Here is a 21,998-nt window from a genome sequence, read left to right as displayed (position 1 = left end):
AAGGAAGCGCTCAGCGCCAGGTCACCTCGGTCGCGAAGAAATGATCGAACACCCGGCGATCCGGATGATTGCGGTCGTCGTGCTCGGGGCTGCGAATGTAGAAGTCGAGCTGCTGCGCGGCCGGATTCACCGCTCCCGCCTCGCCGGAGCTCGGCTCGAGCATGACCTTGAGCGTCTCTCGATCGCGCATGCCCTGCGTGACCATGAAGTGAATCTCGTAATCCTCGTACAGCGGATCGCCGTTCAGCGTCGCATGGCCATAGCCCCAGCCGGCGACGAACAGCAGGCTTTTCGGCCAGTTCATGTCGCCGCAGCCGGAATTGCCGTGCTCGAACAGGTACGCGGCGATCCCGCCGTCCTGACAAGGCGAGAACTCGTGAAAGCGATCGAGCTCGACGACGTAGTCGCCCTCGGGCAACTGAAGCTCCGCGCGGAAGGTACCGGTGTTCCGGATCTCGTCCACGTCGATGAGAATCTCGCCGTCGACCGGCCGTAGATTGCTCGCGTCGTTGCCCATGTGATCCCACGGCGGCTCGTCCCGAAGCGTGCCGACCTGGTAGACCCCGCGGCCGGTGATCATGAAGCGGCCGTCGTAGAGCTCGTGCTGGCGAGGAGCGTACAAGCCCATCTGCGTGCCGGGCTGCGTCCTCGGCCCGCGCTCGGCTTGCTGGGCGACGGCCGCGACCGCGGCGAGGGATGCGGCACCCAGGATCAGCGTTCGTCCGCGCATGGTCGCCTCCTCTCGAGATTTCTCTGCTCTTACCGCAACGCCTCGAGATAAGCCTTCACGGCGCCGGCGAAGCCGAGCTTCAGCGCGTCCGCCGTGATCGCGTGACCGATGCTGACCTCGGCCAGCATCGGAATCGCCGCCCGCAGCGCGGGCAGGTTCTCGAGATTCAGATCGTGCCCGGCGTTCACGCCGAGCCCGAGGCGCTGCGCTTCCTCCGCGCAGCGGACGTAGGCGCGCAGCACGGCGTCGTACTGGCCGGACGCGAACGCGGCGGCGTAGGGCTCGGTGTAGAGCTCGATGCGATCGGCTTCCGTGGCGCGCGCACCCGCTACCGCGTCGATCTCCGGATCGACGAACAACGAAACGCGAACGCCGGCCTCGCGCAAGCGCGCGACGATCGGCCGGAGGGCGCCGCCGTGCGCCGGGAAATCCCAGCCGTGATCCGACGTGCGCTGCTCCGGCGAGTCCGGCACGAGCGTCGCCTGCGTGGGCCGCACGTCGAGCACGAGCCGCATGAAATCCTCGGTCGGGTTCCCTTCGATGTTGAACTCGATCCGCCCGTTGTACTCCTCGAGCAGCGACGCGAGGTCGAAAACGTCGCCGCGGCGAATGTGACGCTCGTCCGGCCGCGGATGAACCGTGATGCCATGGGCGCCGGCGTCGATCACGATGCGCGCCGCCTCGACGACGCTCGGATAGCCGACGTCGCGCTGGTTGCGCAGCAGCGCCACCTTGTTCAGGTTGACGCTGAGCTTCGTGACGGCACGTTCGGGCATGGCTCGTTCGACGGGCGGCGCCGGGCGTCGCGGGCGCGACGGGTCGCACGAGCGCAAGCATCTCAGGACGGCGCACGTTAATCAACGTGCGGCGGCCGCCCGGCGCTTCCCGTCCTTGCGCGAACTGGCCGCGATTTTCAAGAGTGACAGGAAGGCCGCGAGGCTCGATACTCCCCGGCCTTTCGAGGCCCGCGGGAGCGCGGCCTTACCCTCGAGCTTTCCTCGGATCGAGATGTTTCGCAGCGTTCGCTTCTATCGATTGAGCAGTGATTGGCCGGACTCCGAGCAGCAGCTCTCGGAACGCCTCGCGGCCGCCGCATTCCGGCCGTGCGGCGCCTACACGGAACGGAGCGCCGGGTGGGAGCCGCCGACTGGCGATCCGCAAGGCGCGCTTTGCCGACGTGTCGCGGGCGCCGACCTCCTGAGGCTGCGCACGCAGTCCCGGCTGCTGCCGTCTGCCGCGATCGACGACGCGCTCGAAAGCCGGCTCGAGGAATATCGCGCGCGGACGCAGGAAGAGCCGAGCCGCCGCGAGAAGCGCAGGCTTCGCGAGCAAACCCGCGACGAGCTCCTGCCGAAGGCGCTCGTGCGGTCCGAGCGCACGGCGGGGCTCGTCCTCGGGTCGGAAGGACTGATCGCCGTCGCGACGTTGTCCGAGTCCCGCGCGGAGCGCTTTCTCGATCACGTCCGCGCCGCGATGGGAAGTCTCGACGTCGCGCCGCTCGCCTTCGACCGGCCGGTCGGCGAGCTGCTCGCGCGCATCTTCCTCGGCGACGCCCCGCGCGGTTTCGTGCTCGGCCGGGAATGCCGGATGCAGGACCCGTCCGACCCGAAGGCCACCGTGCGCTGCGCGGACATGGACCTCGCCGACCCCGCCGTCCGCAAGCACGTCAAGGAAGGCATGGAGCTCACGCACCTCGGCGTCGAGTTCGGCAACATGCTGAGCTGCGTGATCGACCGAAACGGGGGTCTCGGCAAGCTGAAGCTGAACGGCATGGAGGCTGCCGCGGACGAGGCGGGCGAGGATCCTCTCGCGCGCTTGGACGCGGAGCTCGCGCTCCTCAGCGGCGCGCTGCGAGAGCTTCTCGCGGCGATCGGCCGCGCGCTCGGTGCCGGCGCCTCGCACGCGGCTGCGTAGACGCGCCGCGCGTCGCAGCCGCGCGTGCTCAGAACTCGGTCGACCAGGTGAGGCCCATCGACGGCTCGACGTCGTCCGGATTGCGAAGCACCTTCAGGTTGAAGCCGATCGACGCGGCCTCGCTCGGCGACCACGAGTGATCGTAGGCGAGCGACGAGGTCGCGATCTGCGTGTCGAGCATGCGCTCGAGCTTCAAGCTGAGCGCGTTGCGCCCGCCGAGGAGGTCGGGCATGAAGCCCGAGAGCTTCGTCTCGACCCCCATGCTCACGGTCTCGACGCCGTCCGCTTGCAGCATCTCCTCGAGAACGGCCTTGCTCGAGATCGTGAACGCCGAAACGGCGTCCCCGGTAGAGAGCTCCGGGAACAGCAGCGCGAGCGACTGCCGCTCCGCGCCGATCGACGTGCGGCGAACCTCGCCCTCGATCTTGTCGATGAAGGCGACCGGCGCGTCGTAGACGAGCGTGGTATCGAGCGTCGGGCCGGCGACGGACGGATCCTCCGCGACGCGCAGCACGGACTTCACGTCGACCGTCTCGCCCAGGCCCCACGTCGAGGTCAAGCGCGACTCGGCTGCGGACTCTTCCCCCGTCGCGAGCAGGGTCACGTCGGCGCGCATATCGAGCGGATCGCCGCCGAGCACGCTGAAGGCGGTTTCGAGCTCGGAGAACGCGACACTCAACGTGTCGTTCGCGGCGCCCGCGGAGCGGCGCAGCTCCGCGTCGAGCCGCTCGACGAACGGAATGGAGGGAGCGATCTGCACACGCGTCTCGAGCGCCGAGCTCGAAAGGCCGAGCGTGCGGTTCATGTCCTCGTACAAGAGCACGGTCTCGACGTCGAGGAAGTCGCCGCCGCTCCACGACGACGACACGCGCGGCAGGACCCTCGTCGCGCCGCCTTCTCCGACCAGCGTCATGTCCGCCTCGAGCGAGAACGCCTCCTCGCCGATCGCGAAGCCGACCTGGCTCTCCAGCTTCTCCGCGGACGACGAATCCGAGTAGGTCACGGTCTGCGCCCGCGCACAGCCGATCGAAGCGACGAGCACGATCAGCGCACCACGCCGTCGTAACGGACCGGTCATCCCCTCCTCCCTGCGACGTGCGCCGGCTGGGCGGCGCGCCGCTCTCGACGGTGGCGCATCTTCGACACGCTCGCCCCCGGCGACAAGGTGTAGCCGCGCGCCGACAGCGCCGCCCCGGCCTGGCGCTCGAACGGTTTCGGCCGCCCCGCGGCGGGGCCTGGGCAGCCGGCGCCCGGTGCGGGGCTCGAGACGAGCGCTGCTCGCCTTCTTATGCCGGCCGGCTTGGGGTAGCATCGGCCCCGCTTGCGCATCCGGTCAGGAGAATCCGCCCATGACGCTCTTTCGTCCGTTCGCATCCCCGTCGCGCTTCGCGGCGGCGGGCCTGCTACTCGCGGCCCTCGGCGCCGCGCCGATCGCGGGCGCTCAATCGGCGACGGCCGCCGATCTCGAAGCGGGCCGCGACTACAGGGCGATCAACCCGGCGCAGCCGACGAGCACGCCGGACGGCAAGGTCGAGGTCGCGGAGGTCTTTCAGTACAGCTGCCCGCACTGCTTCAATCTGGAGCCGTATCTCGAGAAGTGGAAAGCGCAGAAGGCGGATTACGTCAACCTGGTCCTTCTGCCGGCGAGCTGGAGCGACCTGTCGCGGATTCACGCGCGGGCGTTTTACACGGCGGAAGCCCTCGGGAAGGTCGAGGAGATGCACCAGGCCTTCTTCAAAGAGATCCACGTGAACAACAACCTGCTCGATACGGAGGACGGGCTCGCCGACTTCTTCGCCCGCTTCGGCGTCGACGAGGCCACCTTCAGGAAGACGTTCAACTCGTTCAGCGTGCACACGAAGGTGCAGCGCGCCGACGAGCTGATCCGGCGCTATCGTGTCGGGGCCACGCCGAACATCATCGTCGACGGAAAGTATCTGACGGACGGCGCGATGGCCGGCTCGTACGAGCGCTGGTTCGCGATCATCGACGCGCTCGCCGCCCGCGAGCACGAGAAGAGCCCTTAGTCCGACGATCCCGGCTTGCGGGAGGCCGTCATTCGGCCGACGGCTCGATCGGACGGGGCGAGGCGTCGGCCCGAGTCTGCCGCGGGCCGCTCGATCGCGTGAAACCGTACGCGGCGAGCCAGCTCGTCATCGTCTCGAGATAATCCTCCGCGAGCGGGCATCGCGCCGCGGCCGGCGCCGAGCCGTCGGCTTCGCTCGTTTCGTCCGGCGCCGCGGGGCCGGTGCAGATCGCGTGGTCCGCGCCCTCGAACACCCGGATCGTGACATCGGCGTTCGCGCCTCTCGCGAACGCCTCCCGATACGCACGCATCGCCCGGCGCCAGTCGACCTCGCTGTCGCGATCGCCCCAGATCGCGAGCACGGGCGCTTCGACTGCCGGAAGGAAAACTTCGGGCGTCACGTGGAGGGCCGCCGATTCCCGTAGCTCGTCGTACCGTCGCTCGGTGGGATAGACGTCGGAGCCGGCCTCGCTGAGCGGCGGGAGCAACGGATGCTCGGCGAGCGGAGCGACGGCGGCCTGGTAGTCTCGGTAAGGCGCCTGATCGCGCATCGCCGCGAGCGCGCGCACGAGCCGGTCCACGATATCGCGCGACTCCTCCGGCGCGTAGCCCGCGCGCTCCAGCCGGCGCCCGACGGTATAGCCGAGCCGGTCGATCGGATCGCCGGCCGGGCCGCCGACAAGGATCACGAACTCGATCGCGTCGGTCCGCACCGCGGCCATCGGCGCGACCCAGCCGCCCTCCCCGAGCGCCCAGACGCCGACGCGGTCGGAGTCGACCGCCTCGATCGCGCGGAGGGCGTCGAGCGCGGCGAGCACGTCGTCCGCGCGCACGTAGAGATCGGCGAGGCCGCGGTACCGGCCGCCGCTGCAGCCGCTCCCGGCCTTGTCCCAGACGACGGACGCGACGCCCGCGGCCCGAAACGCGTCGCGGAGCGCCGCGAAATCGCCGAGCCCACGCGTGACGTCGGTCCGGCCGCTGTCATGGAGCAGCAGGATCGCGGGATACGGGCCGGGCGAGTCCGGAACGTCGACGAAGCCGAAAAGCTCCCGCCCTGCGGACTCGAAGACGAACGGAACGGTACCTTCGGGCGCGGTGCAGCTTCGGGCGCCGGGCACGGCCGAATCGCCGCAGCTCGAGAGCACGGCGGCGAGGGCGAGCGACGTCGCGGCGAGGAGCGCTATACGGGCGGATGTCTTCACTGCTTCGCTTTCGGCCGTTCGCGTCCGGGCTCGCGGTCGAGTGCGATTGACGGCGGTGCCGGCGACGTCTCGACCGATAGCATCGGCCGCCGGGCCGTCGATGTCCACCCCGGGGTTACCCCGAGCGATCGGCGCGCGCGGGGACGGCCGTTGCTCGCTCGCGAGCCGCGGCAGCGCTCGCGCAACCGCTTCGAACGAACGCGTGTGACCGGAGAAGGACACTAGCCCGCGTGCCGCTGCGCGAGATAGGTGCCGAGGATCACGAGCGCGCAGCACACGAGCAGCAGCCCGCCGACACGCTCGCCGAGCACGAGCGCCGCGCCGAGCAGCGTGACCGCCGGCGTCACGAGCAGCAGCGACGACATTCGGCCGATCCCGCCCCGGCCGAGCGCATAGAACCACAGGGCGTACGCCGCGCACGAGGACAACAGCGAGAGCCAGCCCATCGCGAGCCAGCCGTCGAGCGGCACGTCGGCCCATGCGGTGCGCGACCGCACCGCGAGCAGCAGCGGGACCAGCACGATCATCGCGAGCGAGAGGCCCCAAAACGTCGTGGGCGCGGTGCCGAGGCGCGGCGAGAGACGCCCGCCGACGACGTATCCGACGGCGCAGATCGCGCCGCCGACGAAGACGATCGCATCGCCGAGCGCGGTCGGCCCCGCCCCCGGGTTGCGCAACCCGCCGCTCCGGACGGAGACGACGAGGACGCACCCGGCGAGCGCGACCGCCGCGCCGAGCCACCATCCGAGGGACGGCACGCGGCGCTCGAGAGCGGCCGCGAGCAGCACCGCGATCACGGGAATCGTCGCAAGGATCAGCGCCGCGTGGCCGGCGGTCGTGCGCTCGATGCCGAGGCTCAGCGTCACCGGCCAGGCCGCGAAGCTCGCAAGGCCAGCGACCGCGAGGAGCGCTCGGTCCCGCCGCGACTTCGGGAACGGCAGCCGCAGCGCAAGCGCGATCACGACGGCGACCAGGCCTGCCACGATCGACCGCAGGAGGCCGGCCGTGAAAGCGTCCATGTATTCCACGACGATCTCGTTCGCGATCGGCGTTCCGCTCCAAAGGAGCAGCGTGCCGACTCCCGCGAGCATGGCGGGAGTCGCGGACGGCCGGGCGGCGGCGGTCTGGGGTGCGGCGCTCATGGGGCGCGCATTGTACCGGCCGGGAAGGATCGGCGGGCCGGAAACGAAACGGGCCGGCGCGAGGCCGGCCCGTGAAGGGCATTCGCCGCGAGCGGCGGTTACAAGCTCAGCGTGACCTCGAGCTCCGACGCGATATGCTCCTCCAGCTCGCTCGGCCGGCCGAGGTCCTCGAGCACGTTCACCGGCGGAGGCGCCGCGATCGTCTCCTCGAGCTTGGCCGGACGCCGGGCGATCACGACGATCTCCTCGATCGCGGGATCCGGCTCGGGCGCCGCCGTGACGACGGTCTCCTCCGCGGCAGTCCCCGCGGGCGCATCGGCGCCGAAGGCGGCCGCCGAGGAAAACACCGCGACGAGCGCAATGCCAAACAGGTGTGTCGACTTCATCGTCCTCGCTCCAGCGCCTGGAAGGGCGCAGCTTTCCGATGGCACTCATTCTCGGCCGCGGTAAGGACTGACTCCATCGAGAAACCTGGAGATTGACTTATTTGCGTGAGGACCGTCTTTGGAAGTTTGAAGCTCGTCACATTTTTCGATGCATCGCGGCGGGCGCCGTCGTCGATGCTTGGAACGAGCAGGCATTCGCGAAGGCGATACCTCGAGTCATCTAGTAGCCGTATCGCACCGATACCGGGAAAGCCGAAGTAGCTGGCGAGCTCGCGCGTCTGCGAGCTCGCGCGCGTCACCCGCGGGACAGCCGCCGGCGAATCCCTTCCGCGAGAGCGCGCGCTTCGTCGAGGCCGAGCGCGGAAGCCGCGCCGAGATACACCGCGCCGAAGACCGTCGCCACGATCGCGGCCGCGGGCAGCGGATGCAGGCCGCCGAGCGCGAGCCGCACGGCATGCGCAGCGGCCGCGGCCGCAAGTGCCGCGACGAGCATCCGGGCGAGCGCGCCCGCGCCGGCCGCGACCGGGCCGATTCGCCGTTCGAGCCGCGTCGCGAGCAGCCGCCATTCGATCCACGCGCCGACGGCGGAGCCGAGCGCGAGGCCGACGGGCCCGAGCGGCAAGCCGCCGGCCGTCGCGCCGCCGAAGATCCCCGCGGGGATCGTGATCGGGCCGATCGTCACCGGCTCGAACTGCGTCATCAGCACGGCGCCGGCGGCGGCCGCCGCCGCGATGCGAATTCCCGCGACGCGCGCCGGCGTCGTCGTGTCGCGGAGCGCGAAGAACGCCGACTGGTAGACGCGCGTGGTGGCCGACGCGGGGAGCCCCAAGCCGTACGCGGCGAGCGTGAGCCAGACGATCGTGACATCGGCGGAGCCGAAGCGGCCGGCCTGATAGAGGCCCGCGACGAGCACGTCGCCGAGGAGCGCGAACGCGACGAAGCTCGGCACGACGTAGAACGCGACCCGCCGGGCCGCACCGGCCGTTCGTGCGCGAAGCGCGTTCACCGCGCTCGCGCGCTCGCGCGCGAGCTCGGGCAGCGCGGCCGCGGCGACGCTCATCCCGAAGAGGCTGATCGGCAGGATGTAGAGGGTCTGCGCGTAACGCAGCCGGGTGAGCGCCCCGACCGCGAGCAGGCTCGCGAGGATCAGATCGCCGTACGTGCCGAGCTGCACGACGCCGCGTCCCGCGATCGCCGGGAGCGCGTTCCTCACCGCCTCGCGGAATGCCGGCTCGGCGCGCCCGGCGCCGAGCCTGATCTCGCGGTCGAGCCGCACGACCCAAGGGAGCTGCACGGCGAGCTGAAGCCCGCCGCCGACGAGCGCGCCCCACGCGGCCGCGAGCAGCAAGCCGTCGAGGTCGAGCCGTCCCGCGAACGCGATCAGCGCCGCGACGATCGCCGCGTTCCACAGCACCGGGGCGAAGTACGGAACGAAAAACTTGCGGTGGCTGTTCAGGACACCGAGCGCCCACGCCGACAGCACGAGCACTCCCGTCATCGGGAAGAGAATGCGCGTGATCGCGATCGTGAGCTCGCGCCGCTCCCCCTCGAACCCCGGGGCGAACATGGTCACGATCCACGGCGCGAGCGTGATGCCGACAAGCGAGACGGCGGCCGCGACCACGAGCAGCAGCGCGAAGGCGGCGCCGGCGACGCGCCCGGCTTCCTTCAGGCGCCCCTGCTCGAGCAGCTCCGAATAGACCGGAATGAACGACGCGCTGAGCGTGCCCTCCCCCAGCAGGTTCTGCAGCACGTTCGGCATCCTCAGACCGGCGCTGAAGACATCCGCGTGCAAGCCCGTGCCGAAATAGACGGCGAGCGCGCGATCGCGGGCGAAGCCTGCGACACGGCTGAGCAGGATGCCCGCAGCGACGAGCGCCGCACGGCCCCGAGACGCATCGGCCGCCGCGGCAGCGCCCGCGTCCGACTCGGCAGGGCCCGCGGCAGCGGCGCGTGCTCCGGCCGCACTGGCCGCGCCCGTACCGGCGGTGCCCCCGTTTTCGGGCGCCCCGAAGACCGGATCGGGCAGCGCCGGCGGCGATTTTCCCCGTTCGATCATTCGACCTGATTCGACAGCGACGCCGAAGAGTAAGCGATCCGTCGGGTAAAAGTCCGGGTCGCGCGCCCGCACCGGAGAACCGGAGGTCGACTCGAGGTCCAATAGGCATATCGCTTGCATGTATCGGAACAAGAGGCTCTGCACCGCGCTCGTACGACGGCGAAGGACCGCTGGGACATTACGAGGGAATGCCGTGCTGCCGCGACGACTCCGACAGACCGGACGCCCGCGTCGTCCGGTCCCGCTCGTGATCATCGGCGTGCTGCTCGCCGCGACGGCGGCGCTGCCCGCGCTCCTTCCCGTCGCCGCCGAGGCCCAATACTTCGGGCGCAACAAGGTGCTCTGGGAGCGGTTCGAGTTCGAGATCCTCGAGACGGAACATTTCTTGATCCACTACTACCCTCGGGGAGCGCCGCACGCGGAGTACGTCGCCGCGCTCGCGGAACGCTGGTACGGGCGGCTCTCGCGGTTCTTCGACCACGAGCTCAGCGAGAAGAAGCGCATCATCGTCTATCAGAATCACGCCGACTTTCAGCAAACGACCGTCACGCCGGGGCTGATCGGCGAAGGCACCGGCGGTTTCACCGAGTCGCTGCTCGATCGAGTCGTGCTTCCGCTCACCGGCGTGAACGCGGACAACGATCACGTGATCGGTCACGAGCTCGTGCACGTGTTTCAGTTCGACATCGCGAAGACGCTCGCCGAGCGCAACCAGAACGTGCAAATCCAGCAGCTGCCGCTGTGGATGACGGAAGGCCTCGCGGAGTATCTGTCGCAAGGGCGGGTGGACCCGGCGACGGCCTTGTGGATGCGCGACGCCGTGCGGCACGACCTGCTCCCGAAGCCGGACCGGCTCGTGCAGCGGCGGCCCTCCCCTTATCAGTACGGCCAGGCGCTATGGGCATACGTCGCCGGGCGGTGGAGCGACGACGAGGTGCGCCGGCTCTATCTCGGCGCGCTCACGCGAGGTCTCGAGCGCGGCATCGAGAGCACGCTCGGCCTCTCCCGGGACGAGCTTCTCGCGGAATTTCACGGCGCGCTGCGCGACGCCTACGCGCCGATCCTCGCCGCGCGCGAGAATCCGGCCGCCGAGGCCGAACCGCTCCTCACGTCGGAGACGACCGGCGCTTCCGTGAATCTCGCGCCGTCGCTCAGCCCGGACGGGCGCCGCATCGCCTTCCTCTCCACGCGCCAGCTCGAGCTCGAGCTCTACCTCGCGGATACCGAGACCGGCAAGATCACGAAGCGGCTGCTGCACGCCGAGGCCGACCGGCACTTCCAGAATCTGAGCTTCCTCGAGTCGAGCGTCGCCTGGTCGCCGGACGGCGCACGGTTCGCGCTCGGGGTCTTCGACGAAGGCGAGCGCCGAATTGCGATCTACGACGTCGAGCGCGGCAAGGTCGCGCGCGTCATCGATCTCCCCGGGATCGAAGCCATGCGCCACCCGGCCTGGTTCCCGGACGGGCGTTCGATCGTGTTCTCGGCGATCGTTGCCGGCGCGAGCGATCTGTATCGGCTGGATCTCGAGACGAACGCGCTCACGCGCCTCACCAACGACCCGTACACGGCGATCGAGCCGGGCGTCTCCCCTGACGGACGGCGCATCGCTTTCGTCACGGACCGCGGACGAGGCACGGACCTCGAGACGCTGAGCTTCGGCGACCTCGGGATCGCGGTGCTCGACGTCGAGACCGGAGCGATCGACGTGCTGCCGCTGTTCGCGCGCGGCAAGCACATCGATCCCCAGTTCTCCCCGGACGGCGCGAGCCTCTACTTCATCGCGGAGCCGGACGGCGTTCCGAACGTCTTCCGGTACGACTTCGCCGCCGGCCGGACCGTCCGCATCACGAATCTGAAGACCGGCGTGTCGGGCATCACCGGAACGTCGCCCGCGCTCTCGGTCGCGGCGGACGGCACCCTCGCCTTCTCGGTGCTCGAGGACGGCGGGTTCGAGATCTTCCGCATCCGCGCGCCGGAAGGGGTTCCGATCGAAGCCGAGCCGAGCTTCACGGCCGCGCTGCTGCCGCCGATCGAGGCGGAAGCCGAGCCGAGCGTGGTGCAACGCTATCTCGCGGATGCGACGCTCGGGCTTCCCCCGCCGGACCGCGACTATCCGACCCGCGACTATCGCGGCCGCATTCGGCTCGCGGACATCGCGCCGGCCACGGTCGGCGTCGTCAGCACGGCCGGCCGCGGCGCGAGCCTCGGCGGCGCGTTCAGCGCCTATTTCAACGATCCGCTCAACCGCCATCAGATCGTGACGACCTTCCGCGGCGGCAGCAGCACGAGCGGCGCGTTGGACTTCGAGGACACGCTCGGCGCGGACGTGACGTACCTGAACCAGGCGCGCCGCTTCGAATGGGGCGGAAGCCTCTCGCGGATTCCCTACGTCACGGGCACGACGCTCTTCTCGCGGCAGCCCGTGGAGATCGACGGCGAGGTCTTTCCGGCCGACGTCCAAGAGCAGCTGATCGTCACCGAGCAGGTCGGCAGCCTCTCGCTGCTCGGCCGGTATCCGTTCTCTCTGAACAACCGGCTCGAGGTGTCGCTCGGCATGTCGAGAATCGACTTCGAGCGCGAGCTCGAGCGGTTCGTCTTCCCGATCGGCGCGCCGGCATTTCACGAGACGATCGGCCTGCCGTCGCCGGACGAGCTCGACCTCCGCAATGCATCGCTCGCCTTCGTGCGCGATACCTCGACCTTCGGGCTCGTGTCCCCGGCACGCGGCACTCGCCTCAGAGTCGAGAATCAGTGGACGTCCGGCGACCTCCGTTTCAACACCGCGCTCGTAGATTACCGGCGTTACTTCCTGCACGAGCCGCTGACGTTCGCGCTGCGCGTGCTGCACGTCGGACGTCACGGCCCCGGTGCGGAGGACCCGCGATTGCCGCTCCTCGACATCGGCAGCCCATTTCTAATGCGCGGCTACGAGCTCGACTCGTTCGATCTGTCGGAGTGCACGAACGACGGTGAGATGACCTCCTGCGCGGAGCTCGACCGGCTGGTCGGCAGCCGCATCGCGGTCGTCAACTTCGAGATGCGGCTCGCGCTGCTCGGCACGGAGGATTTCGGCCTGTTCGACGTGCCCGCCGCGCCGACCGAGGCGCTCTTCTTCATCGACGCCGGAGCGGCCTGGAGCTCGGGCCAGTCGGTTGATCTCGCGTTCGAGCGCGATACCATCGAGCGAGTCCCCGTCGTCAGCGCCGGCCTCGCGGTGCGCACCGTGCTGCTCGGCGCATTGCCGCTCGAGCTCTACTATGCATTCCCGTTTCAGCGCCCCGAGGAGGACGCGGTGTTCGGCTTCCGGTTCGGCGTCGGCTGGTGAGCTTGCGCGGCGCTGCGGGCGGGCGCCCGGGCGCGCATTCGCGTCTTGGCGACGCGCGGCTCGGGCGGCGCTGGTCGCCGCCTTGACGATCCTGCCCGCGGCCGGCGCGCTCGCACAAGTCGCGGAGGGCCGCGTTTACGTGCGGCGGATCGAGTTCGAAGGCGTCACGGGGATCGACGATCGCGTGCTCCGCCGCGAGATGCTTCAGCTCGAGGGCGCCTATCTGAACACCGTCAGCCTCGACGAGTCGCTGCGTCGCCTCGAAGGGCTGCCGTACGTCGCGAGCGCGAGCGCCGCGCTGCGGCCGGTGGAGAACGGCGTCGTCGACATCGTCGTGACGATCGAGGAGTCGCCGGCGCGGCGGTACGGCGGCGGAGGCGGCTACTCGGAGTCGCTTCGAACGAGCCTGCACGCGTATTACATCGACGAGAACTTTCTGGGCGCCGGGCGGCGTCTCGCGTTCTCGCTCGAAGGCAGCGAGCTGCGATCGAGCGCCGAGCTCTCGTACACGGACCCGTACGCGCGGCGCGGCGGCGTCAGCCGGACGATCGCGCTCGAGTCGCGCCGGATCGAGCGCCTCACGACGGACGCGTCGCCGCTCGACGCGGACCTCGCCGGCGTGACGCTCGAGTACGGCTACCCGATGGCGCTCTCGGGCGACGCCGGGCGCAGTGCCGGCCCTCTCGGCCGGCTCGTCCGCGATGCGCGTGCGCGGCTCCCGACGGCGGAGGTACGCGACCGTTCGCCCGTGCTCGACGAGATCCTCGAATCGCTGCAAACGACGGCCTGCTGCCAGAGCATCCGTTTCGGGCTCGATCTCCGGCGCGCGGAGCTCGCTCCGTCGGCAGGCGCCGGCCCGCAGCTCCTCGAGTGGGTCGCCGCGAACGGCGACCGGGACGACGCCGGGCGCACGACGCAGATCGCGGAAGCGGATCTGCGGGTCGGCTGGCGCCGCGACACGCGCGACCGCCCGATCTTCGCCGAGCGCGGCATCGAGCAGACGTTGAGCTTCGGGTTCGCGTTGCCGGGCAGCGACGCGGAGTACTACGTGGCGGATTACGACGTGACCGCCTACCGGCCGCTCGGTGCACGCTGGACGGCGCGGCTGCGCGGCCGGCTCGGCTTCGGCGCGGCCTACGGCGGCGACACGACCTCGCTGCCGCCGTATCTCAACTGGTTCGCGGGCGGCCCGCTCACCGTGCGCGGCTACCGCGAGAACGGGCTCGGTCCGCGCGACGGCAACGGCCGCCCGTACGGCGGCAACCTCCTGCTGAGCGCGCAGCTCGAGCTGCTCACGCCGTGGCCGGAGCGCTGGCGGGACCGCGCGCGGGTCGGCTTCTTTCTCGACGCCGGTAACGTCTTCTCCACCGAGGACGTCGCTTTCACCGACGACGCGGGCCGCCGCCTCGACTACGGGTTCGACGCGTCGGCGCTTCGCACCTCCGTCGGGCTCGCCGCGGAGGTCGCGATCCCGCTCGGGATCCTCCGCGTGAGCTACGGCATCCCGCTCGACGCCGACGACGATCATCCGAACCCCTTCCTCCGCGACGACGTCGAGCGCTTCCAAATCAGCATCGGCGTCGACTATTGAGCGCGCATGTCCGGCGCCGCGTATGGCATCATCCGGCCGCATGCAGCCCGACCCTCTCCGCAGCGTCCTGCCGCCCTCACTCGACGACGCCCGCAGGCTGCTGCGCGACGTGTTCGGCTACGCCGAGTTCCGCGGGCGCCAGGAGCAGGCAATCGCGGCCGTGCTCGCAGGGCGCGACGCGCTCGTGCTGATGCCGACCGGCGGCGGCAAGTCGCTGTGCTACCAGATTCCCGCGCTGCTGCGGCCGGGCGTCGGCCTCGTCGTGTCGCCGCTGATCGCGCTGATGGAAGATCAGGTGCGCGCGCTGCGCGAGCTCGGCATTCCGGCCGCGTTCCTGAACTCGACGCTCCCTCTGCAAGAGCAGCGGACGATCGTCGACACATTGCGAAGCGGATCCCTCGCGCTGCTCTACGTGGCGCCCGAGCGCCTCCTGCAGCCGCACACGCTCGAGCTCCTGGCCGGCCTGCCGATCGCCGTGATCGCGATCGACGAGGCGCACTGCGTGTCGCAGTGGGGGCACGATTTCCGCCAGGACTACCTCGCGCTCGGCCGGCTCGTCGAGGTCTTTCCCGGCGTCCCGCGCATCGCGCTGACGGCCACGGCCACGCCGATGACGCGCGACGAGATCGTCGAGCGCCTCGCGCTCGCGGATCCCGAGCTTTGCGTCGGCGCGTTCGACCGCCCGAACATCCGCTACACCGTGCAGGCGAAGACCGATCCGCGCCGCCAGCTCCTCGCGTTCCTCCGCGGGCACGACGGCGAGGCCGGCATCGTGTACTGCCTCTCCCGCAAGAAGGTCGAAAGCGTCGCCGAATGGCTGCGCGAGCAAGGCTTCGACGCGCTGCCCTATCACGCGGGTCTCGACGCGGAGACGCGCGCCGCGCACCAGCGGCGCTTCGTGACGGACGACGCCGTGATCATCGTCGCGACGATCGCGTTCGGAATGGGGATCGACAAGCCGGACGTCCGCTTCGTCGCGCATCTCGACCTGCCGAAGAGCATCGAGTCGTACTACCAGGAGACGGGCCGTGCGGGGCGCGACGGCGAGCCCGCCGATGCGTGGATGGTCTACGGCCTCCAGGACGTCGTGCAGCTGCGGCAGATCGTCGAGTCGTCGGCCGCGGACGAGGAGCACAAGCGCCGCGAGCGTCACAAGCTCGACGCCCTCCTCGGGTGGTGCGAGGTGACGCAGTGCCGGCGCCGCCCGCTCCTCGAGTATTTCGGCGAGGAGGCGGCTGCGGACTGCGGCAACTGCGACAACTGCCTGAGCCCGCCTGCCACATGGGACGGAACGGAAGCGGCGCGCAAGCTCCTCTCGGCCGTCTACCGCACAGGTCAGCGCTTCGGCGCGGCTCACGTCGTCGACGTGCTGCTCGGCAACGCCACCGAGAAGGTCGCACAGCACCGTCACGAGCGCCTGTCTGTGTTCGGTATCGGCACGGAGCTGTCGAGCCGGCAATGGCGCTCGGTGGTCAGGCAGCTCGCGGTCCTCGGGTACGTGAGGTCCGATCCCGAGCGATTCGGCGCGCTCACGCTCACGCCGAAAAGCCGCCCGCTCCTCCGCGGCGAGATCGTGCTCGAGCTGCGCGAGGACCGCAAGGACGCCGCGCCGCGAAAGAAAGCGCGCGCGCCGATCGAGCAGCTCGCGACGGAGAATCGCCCGCTGTGGGACGCGCTGCGCGACTGCCGGCGCGTCATCGCCGCCGAGCAAGGCGTCCCGCCTTACGTGATCTTCCACGACGCGACGCTGCGCGAGATGAGCGAGCTGCGCCCCGCGTCCGAGCGCGAGCTTCTCGGCATCACCGGCGTCGGGCAAGCGAAGCTCGAGCGTTACGGCGAGCGCTTCCTCGACGTGATCCGCCGCTTCGGGTGATCGACGCGGCGCTTGCCTTTTCCGTGCAGTCGAACAAGATGAGCACAACACGGGCACCACACGGAGAAGAACGATGAAAAGCCCCCGAGAGCTTCTCGATCCCGAGCTCGTCGCGCCGCTCGACGGCTTCCTCGAGGCGACCGGAGGAGGATTCGATCTCGGCGACATTCCCCGCATGCGCGAGCTCGTCGACGGCATGATCGCCGCGCACAAGGCGGAAGCGCCGAAGATCGAAGGCGTCGAGACCGAGGACCGCCGCGCGCCGGGCTTCGACGGCGACCCCGAGGTCCCGGTGCGGGTCTACCGGCCGGCGGGCCGTGCCGAGCCGCTGCCTGCGGTCCTCTGGATGCACGGCGGAGGCTGGGTCCTCGGCAACATCGAGCTCGACGACGCGCTGACGGCGCAGCTCGCGAAGGACGTCGGGTGCGTCGTGGTGTCGGTCGACTACCGCCTCGCGCCGGAGCACCCTCACCCGGCCGCGCTCCACGACTGCTATGCCGCGCTGCGCTGGCTCGCGGCGCAAAGCGGCCCGCTCCGCGTGGACCCCGCACGGATCGCCGTCGGCGGCGCGAGCGCCGGCGGGAATCTTGCCGCGGGCCTCGCGCTTCTCGCGCGCGACCGCGGCGAGGTCCGCCCCGCGTTCCAGCTGCTCGTCTATCCGGCGCTCGACGATCGCACCGCGAAGCCCGCGAGCGCGGAGCTGCCGGACGCGCTGTTCTGGAGCCGCCAGAACGCGATCGACGCGTGGGCCGCGTACGTCGGCCGCCCGCCGGGCGCGAGCGACGTCCCGGCGTACGCCGCCCCGGCGCGCGCCCGGGACCTCTCCGGGCTGCCGCCCGCGTACATCCCGGTGGGCTCGATCGACGCGTTCCTCGACGAGAACATCGACTACGCGCGCCGCCTCATCGACGCGGGCGTGCCGACCGAGCTCCATGTCTATCCCGGCGCGTTCCATGCGTTCGACGTGTTCGGGCCGGAGGCGAAGATCTCGCAGCAGTTCGTCGCGGACCGCAACGCCGTGCTGCGGCGCGTGCTGCGCGCCTGAGCGCGTCTACCAGCGCCCGCGCCGCAGCGCCTCCTCGATCCGCGCGCTCCATTCGCGCTGCGCGGCGCGCTGCGTGCCGTGCGCGGTCTCCGCGTCGTAGCGCTCCTGCACGTCGCGAAGGTCGGCCCAGACCCGATCGCGGACCTCGGCGACGATCGCGGCCGCACGGGCCTGAATCGCCTCCATCGCCGCACCGCTGGGGCACCGGCGCTCGTCGCCGACGAGGCCGCGCGCCTCCCGATCGGGGATCATCTTGTGAACCTGCGTGATGTCGAAGTGCCCCTGCTCGTGCTCGAGGACCTCCGCGGTGCGTTGGCCGGGCTTCACCCACGAGGCGGAAGGCTCGAACGTCGCAAGCGTTTCGATGCTCGTGATCACGAACGTGCAGCGTCGATCCTGCCGAACCTCGAGCTCGTACCCGAGCGTGAGCGACGACGACGTGGAAGCCGCGGTGCGCGGCGGCGCGTCCGGATCCACGGGACCGCGAAAGTCCGACCACACGAGCGGCCGGCCGGCGCTCCAAACGATCACGTCGGTCTGCTGCGCAACGGCCGCCCCGGCGCAGCACAAGATCCACGCGAGGAAGGAAAGCCGAGCGCCGCTCGTCAGAGCGTGGCGCCTAAAAAATAGTCGAGCCCGGCCGAGTCGCATTGCGCGCGAGGATACGGTATTTTCTCGCTCGGGTTCAGTCGCACGGTCGCACCATGAAACGATTTCTCGGCTGCCTCGGCCTGATCGCGGTCGCCGGGGTGTTCTCGGCGCCGGTATCGGCGCAATGGCCCGCCTATCCCACGCCGAACGTCCCCCGCACGGCGGACGGTGAGCCCGATCTCGAAGGGCCGGTGCCGCGGATGCCGAACGGCAAGCCGGATCTCTCGGGCATCTGGGAGAACGAACGCGGGTCGAGGGACGAGGAGCCCCCGCCCGGCACGCCGCCGCGCGCCACGTTCTTCAATCTCGGCGCGAACATGGAGGGCGGGCAGCTGCCGTACCTCGACTGGGCCCGGGAGCTGCGCGACGAGCGGGTCGCGAACGACAGCAAGGACAACCCGGACGCGCACTGCCTGCCGATGGGTCTGATGCAGCTCCACATGCATCCGCAGCCGCGCAAGATCATCCAGACCGACGATCTCATCGTCATCCTCTACGAGGGCAATTCCGGTATCCGGCAAATCTTTCTCGACGGCCGGCCGCTCCCGCCGCCCGACGTTCTGCCGTGGTGGTACGGATATTCCGTCGGTCACTGGGAAGGCGACACGCTCGTCGTCGAGACCGTGAGGCTCAAGGATCTCGGTTGGCTCGACGTGAACGGCAGCCCGATCACGAGCGAGGGCCGCATGATCGAGCGTTTCACGCGCCCCGACTACGGCCATCTTCACATCGACGTCACGATCGTCGACCCGAAGGCCTACTCGGAGCCGTTCACCGTGCGCGTGAACCAGCGGATCATGCTCGACACCGAGCTGATCGAGTTCATTTGCAACGAGAACGAGAAGTCGTCGCAGCACTACGATCCGTAGCAAGTCCGGCTTTGGAAATCTTGAAGCACGTGCCGTGCGCGGCCGGAGGTCGGCACCGTCACGAAGATCGAGTGGTTGAATCCGCATGCCCGCTTCTACGTCGACGCAAACGCCGAGGACGGCCGGGCGGTGAGCTGGGACTTCGAGCTCGCGAGCCCGAACACGCTGATGCGCCGCGGCTAGAAGCACGACACGCTGAAGCCCGGCGACCGGGTTACCGTTGAGGGATTCCGCGCCCGGAACGCACCGGAGGTCGCCAACGCGAGCAAGGTGACGCTCGGCGACGGCACGCGCGTCTTCTCGTCGCCCCGGGAGTGAGGCCCGTCGGGGGCCTGCCTTCGCGCGGTCCCGGGAGTGGGCCGCGGGGCTTGGCCTTCGCGTCGCCCCAGGTGGGGTCCACGGGATCTGGCCTTCGTGCGATCCCGGGTGAGGCCCATGGCGTCTAGCCTTCGCGCCGTCCCGGCGCCAGAGCCGACGCTCCGATCTTGCGCCGCGCGGCACGGCGTGACCGGAGCGGACAGCGGCACCGCTTTGTAGTACCGTCGGGCCATCCGGCGTATTTCGGCGCCGGTCGCGTCACCGCAGCTTGGAGGGTCGTTCGATGATCGATAAGTCACAGGCGCTCCGTATCGTTGCGCCGGCCGCGCTGTCGTTCGCGTGGCTTGCGGCTCCCGGCGTCGGGGCCGAGGAGATGAATCCGATAGAGATCGACGAGTGGGAGGTTCCGTTCGAGGGCCGCGCGCGGGATCCGTTCGCGGTCGGGCCGGACGAGGTCTGGTTCGTCGGGCAGCGCGGGCACTACCTCGCCCGCTTCACGCCGTCGACGGGCGAGTTCTTCAAACGCGACCTTGCGGACGAGCCCGGCCCGCACAACCTGATCGTCGGGTCGGACGGGATCGTCTGGTACAGCGGGAACCTGAAAGGCTACATCGGCCGATACGATCCGAAGACGGACGAGATCGAGATGATCGCGATGCCGAATCCGGCCGCGCGCGATCCGCATACCCTCGTCTTCGACGACGGCGAAGAGCACATCTGGTTCACCGTGCAGGGCGGCAACTTCGTCGGCCGGCTCACCGTCGCCGACCGCTCCGTCGATCTGATCGAGGTGCCGACGCCGCGGGCACGCCCCTACGGGATCAAGATCGCCGAGGACGGCACGCCGTGGATCGTGCTGCTCGGCACGAACAAGCTCGCGTCCGTGGATCCCGAGACCCTCGAGCTGACCGAGCACGTGATTCCCGCCGAAGGCGCGCGGCCGCGGCGGCTCGAGATCACGAGCGACGGACGCATCTGGTACGCCGACTTCGCGCGGGGGTACCTCGGCAGCTACGATCCGAAGACGGACGAATTCGCTGAATGGGCGCTGCCTTCCGGCGAAGATTCGCGGCCGTACGGCATGGCGTCGGACGAGCGCGATCGCGTCTGGGTCGTCGAGACGGGCGTCACGCCGAACCAGTTCGTCGGCTTCGACACGCGGACTGAGCAGGTCATCTCCGTGACCGAGATCCCGTCCGGCGGCGGCTCCGTGCGTCACATGTACTATCACATGCCGTCGGCCAGCATCTGGTTCGGAACCGACGAGGAGACGCTCGCACGCGCCGTCGTCGGCAGCGAATAGCGCAGGCTGCACCGACCGTGACATCGTCGTCCGCCGCGCCGGCGGCGGCAATCGCCGCCGCCGCGCTTGCCTGCCCCGCGCTCGCCGCCGCGTTTCCGGACGGCCCGCCTTGGGAGGTCGCCGGGAACGAAGGCTGCGTGCAGTGCCACTTCGACGCGCCGGCGACCGAAGACTCCGAGGCGCTGAGCCTCGCGGGACTCCCTTCAGAGGTGACGCCGGGATCGCACTACCGGCTCACCGTGCGATTGACCGCACCGGAGATGGCGATCGCCGGGTTTCTGCTTTCCGCATGGCACGAAGCGGCGCCGCCGGCAACCGGCGACGCCGAGTCTCCCGCCCAGCACGACGGCGCCGGTGCTTTCGCTGCGCTCGATGCCAAGACGACCGCGAACGGCGCGCAGGTGCGATCGACGGAAGCCGGTTCCGTCGTCGAGACGCCGGGCGTCGCCGAGTGGTCCGTGGAGTGGACCGCCCCGACAACGATCGACGGTCCGATCGTCGTCGAGCTCTGGGCGAACGCCGGGAACAACGACCAGTCTCCGTTCGGGGACGCCACGCATCGCCGCGTGTGGACGATTCGACCGGCGCCCGCGGGCGCGCCGCGATATTGAAGTCGCCAGAATCTCGCGAAGAACGCGAACGACCTCTGCGGGCGATACGGTGAATTGTCTATCCGGTCCATCCGGCTGTTACGCGCCATGATTAGCCACGTCGACATCCGAGCGGCCGTATTCGACGTTGACGGCGTCATTGTGCGGTCGCGGTTCCGAACGGAGCTTGCGAGAGTTCTTGGAATGACGGCGGAAGAAACCCAGCCGTTCTTCACTGGCCCATTCGTCGAGTGTCTCCTGGGGAAAGCAGACCTCCGCGACAAGTTGCCACAGTATTTGGAAGCCTGGAAGTGGTCAGGAACCGTGGATGAATTTCTGAAGTTCTGGTTCGAGTCAGACTCTGATCTTGATTCACCCTGCTTGAAGTTCATCGAGAAGCTCCGCGCAAATGGCTTTCGCTGCTATCTCGCCTCAACGCAGGAGCAACACAGGGCAGCGTATCTCGAGTCACAAATGGGCTTGGGGAATCGCTTCGATGGAAGCTTCTTTTCATGCCGTGTTGGACTAAGGAAGCCGGATCCGGCGTACTTTCGGCTCGTGCAGAGCAGAATCGGCGTGGAGCCAGAGCAAATTCTCTTTCTGGATGACCGCGAGGCGAATGTCGTCGCCGCAGAAGGAGTGGGCTGGCACGCAATGCAGTTCAGGAGGGGCGATGCTCTTGATGGTATTGCAGCGCAGTTCGACTTGCTGTCGCATGGCGCCTAACAAGTCGCTGAAGAGAGCCGCTACAAATCGAGTGGAACTCGCCGAGGGGAGTATTCTGCGTTTTCGATTCGACGGACCTACCTATCCAGACGTCACGGAACTTGAAGGAATTAGTGGTCCAGGGGACAGCGGCGGGCCTGCGTATCTCGTCCGTGACGGGCTGTTGTTCGTCGTTGGCGTAAGCTCGGCGCAGAGCGCGCGTCCAACAGGCGGGCTGCGCGGGCGCTATGGCGTGCTCGAGTACTACC

The 21,998-nt window shown here is 69.5% G+C and carries 18 protein-coding genes and 1 pseudogene; 11 read left to right on the top strand and 8 right to left on the bottom strand.

Translation table 11 applies throughout. The annotated features are described in order from the left end of the window. Window positions 1-10 precede the first annotated feature (10 nt). Both VF329_11880 and VF329_11875 read right to left on the bottom strand, forming a co-directional pair. On the bottom strand, window positions 11-730 hold the full coding sequence (locus VF329_11880) for a hypothetical protein (GenBank protein HEX7081705.1): 720 nt from the start codon (window positions 728-730) through the stop codon (window positions 11-13). Window positions 731-759: 29 nt separating this feature from the next. After that, the gene (locus VF329_11875) at window positions 760-1,506 is read right to left on the bottom strand and encodes a pyridoxine 5'-phosphate synthase (GenBank protein HEX7081704.1); all 747 of its coding nucleotides are present in this window, start codon (window positions 1,504-1,506) and stop codon (window positions 760-762) included. Window positions 1,507-1,738: 232 nt separating this feature from the next. Here VF329_11875 and rdgC point away from each other — a divergent pair, with 232 nt between their 5' ends. Beyond that, a complete protein-coding gene (gene rdgC / locus VF329_11870) occupies window positions 1,739-2,644 on the top strand; it encodes a recombination-associated protein RdgC (GenBank protein ID HEX7081703.1) in 906 nt (301 codons plus the stop codon). 28 nt (window positions 2,645-2,672) lie between these two features. On the opposite strand, the gene VF329_11865 is transcribed toward rdgC, so the two are convergent. Beyond that, a complete protein-coding gene (locus tag VF329_11865; protein HEX7081702.1) occupies window positions 2,673-3,722 on the bottom strand; it encodes a hypothetical protein in 1,050 nt (349 codons plus the stop codon). 271 nt (window positions 3,723-3,993) lie between these two features. On the opposite strand from VF329_11865, the gene VF329_11860 reads away from it, so the two are divergent. Beyond that, a complete protein-coding gene (locus VF329_11860) occupies window positions 3,994-4,671 on the top strand; it encodes a thiol:disulfide interchange protein DsbA/DsbL (protein ID HEX7081701.1) in 678 nt (225 codons plus the stop codon). Between the two features lie 28 nt (window positions 4,672-4,699). On the opposite strand, the gene VF329_11855 is transcribed toward VF329_11860, so the two are convergent. The 4 genes from VF329_11855 to murJ all read right to left on the bottom strand — a co-directional run bounded on the left by VF329_11855 (window position 4,700) and on the right by murJ (window position 9,459). Further along, window positions 4,700-5,872: an alpha/beta hydrolase gene (locus VF329_11855; GenBank protein ID HEX7081700.1), complete on the bottom strand. Its 1,173-nt coding sequence runs from the start codon at window positions 5,870-5,872 to the stop codon at window positions 4,700-4,702. A 221-nt stretch (window positions 5,873-6,093) separates the two neighbouring features. After that, entirely contained in the window at window positions 6,094-7,014 is a 921-nt protein-coding gene (locus VF329_11850; protein ID HEX7081699.1) for a DMT family transporter, read from the bottom strand. Between the two features lie 98 nt (window positions 7,015-7,112). Beyond that, complete coding sequence (locus tag VF329_11845) at window positions 7,113-7,400, bottom strand: hypothetical protein (protein HEX7081698.1); 288 nt, start codon at window positions 7,398-7,400, stop codon at window positions 7,113-7,115. 295 nt (window positions 7,401-7,695) lie between these two features. Then, window positions 7,696-9,459, bottom strand: a complete 1,764-nt coding sequence (murJ, locus tag VF329_11840; protein HEX7081697.1) for a murein biosynthesis integral membrane protein MurJ — start codon at window positions 9,457-9,459, stop codon at window positions 7,696-7,698. Between the two features lie 193 nt (window positions 9,460-9,652). On the opposite strand from murJ, the gene VF329_11835 reads away from it, so the two are divergent. From VF329_11835 to VF329_11820, 4 genes are all read left to right on the top strand, one after another. Beyond that, window positions 9,653-12,784 carry a BamA/TamA family outer membrane protein gene (locus VF329_11835; protein ID HEX7081696.1) on the top strand — a complete coding sequence of 1,044 codons (3,132 nt, stop codon included), beginning with the start codon at window positions 9,653-9,655 and terminating at the stop codon, window positions 12,782-12,784. Window positions 12,785-12,866: 82 nt separating this feature from the next. Beyond that, window positions 12,867-14,375: a BamA/TamA family outer membrane protein gene (locus VF329_11830; protein HEX7081695.1), complete on the top strand. Its 1,509-nt coding sequence runs from the start codon at window positions 12,867-12,869 to the stop codon at window positions 14,373-14,375. A 22-nt stretch (window positions 14,376-14,397) separates the two neighbouring features. After that, window positions 14,398-16,248 (top strand): DNA helicase RecQ, encoded by a 1,851-nt coding sequence (recQ, locus tag VF329_11825; GenBank protein HEX7081694.1) that lies wholly within the window; start codon window positions 14,398-14,400, stop codon window positions 16,246-16,248. A 73-nt stretch (window positions 16,249-16,321) separates the two neighbouring features. Next, complete coding sequence (locus VF329_11820; protein ID HEX7081693.1) at window positions 16,322-17,293, top strand: alpha/beta hydrolase; 972 nt, start codon at window positions 16,322-16,324, stop codon at window positions 17,291-17,293. 6 nt (window positions 17,294-17,299) lie between these two features. Here VF329_11820 and VF329_11815 read toward each other — a convergent pair whose 3' ends face one another. Next, window positions 17,300-17,824, bottom strand: a complete 525-nt coding sequence (locus VF329_11815; protein ID HEX7081692.1) for a hypothetical protein — start codon at window positions 17,822-17,824, stop codon at window positions 17,300-17,302. Between the two features lie 173 nt (window positions 17,825-17,997). Between VF329_11815 and VF329_11810 the strand changes: the two genes are divergently transcribed. The 5 genes and pseudogenes from VF329_11810 (at window position 17,998) to VF329_11790 (ending at window position 21,750) form a co-directional block, all read left to right on the top strand. Beyond that, complete coding sequence (locus VF329_11810) at window positions 17,998-18,813, top strand: hypothetical protein (protein ID HEX7081691.1); 816 nt, start codon at window positions 17,998-18,000, stop codon at window positions 18,811-18,813. A gap of 63 nt (window positions 18,814-18,876) precedes the next feature. Next, window positions 18,877-18,996 (top strand): annotated as a pseudogene (locus VF329_11805) (DUF6152 family protein). A 418-nt stretch (window positions 18,997-19,414) separates the two neighbouring features. After that, window positions 19,415-20,434 carry a lyase gene (locus VF329_11800; GenBank protein ID HEX7081690.1) on the top strand — a complete coding sequence of 340 codons (1,020 nt, stop codon included), beginning with the start codon at window positions 19,415-19,417 and terminating at the stop codon, window positions 20,432-20,434. A gap of 17 nt (window positions 20,435-20,451) precedes the next feature. Continuing rightward, window positions 20,452-21,045: a choice-of-anchor V domain-containing protein gene (locus tag VF329_11795; protein HEX7081689.1), complete on the top strand. Its 594-nt coding sequence runs from the start codon at window positions 20,452-20,454 to the stop codon at window positions 21,043-21,045. 87 nt (window positions 21,046-21,132) lie between these two features. After that, window positions 21,133-21,750, top strand: a complete 618-nt coding sequence (locus VF329_11790; protein HEX7081688.1) for an HAD family phosphatase — start codon at window positions 21,133-21,135, stop codon at window positions 21,748-21,750. Window positions 21,751-21,998 lie beyond the last annotated feature (248 nt).

It is taken from the genome of Gammaproteobacteria bacterium, assembly GCA_036381015.1.
Taxonomy (GTDB): Bacteria; Pseudomonadota; Gammaproteobacteria; order Steroidobacterales; family Rariloculaceae; genus ZC4RG20.
This window is presented reverse-complemented; position numbering and strand designations above follow the sequence as displayed.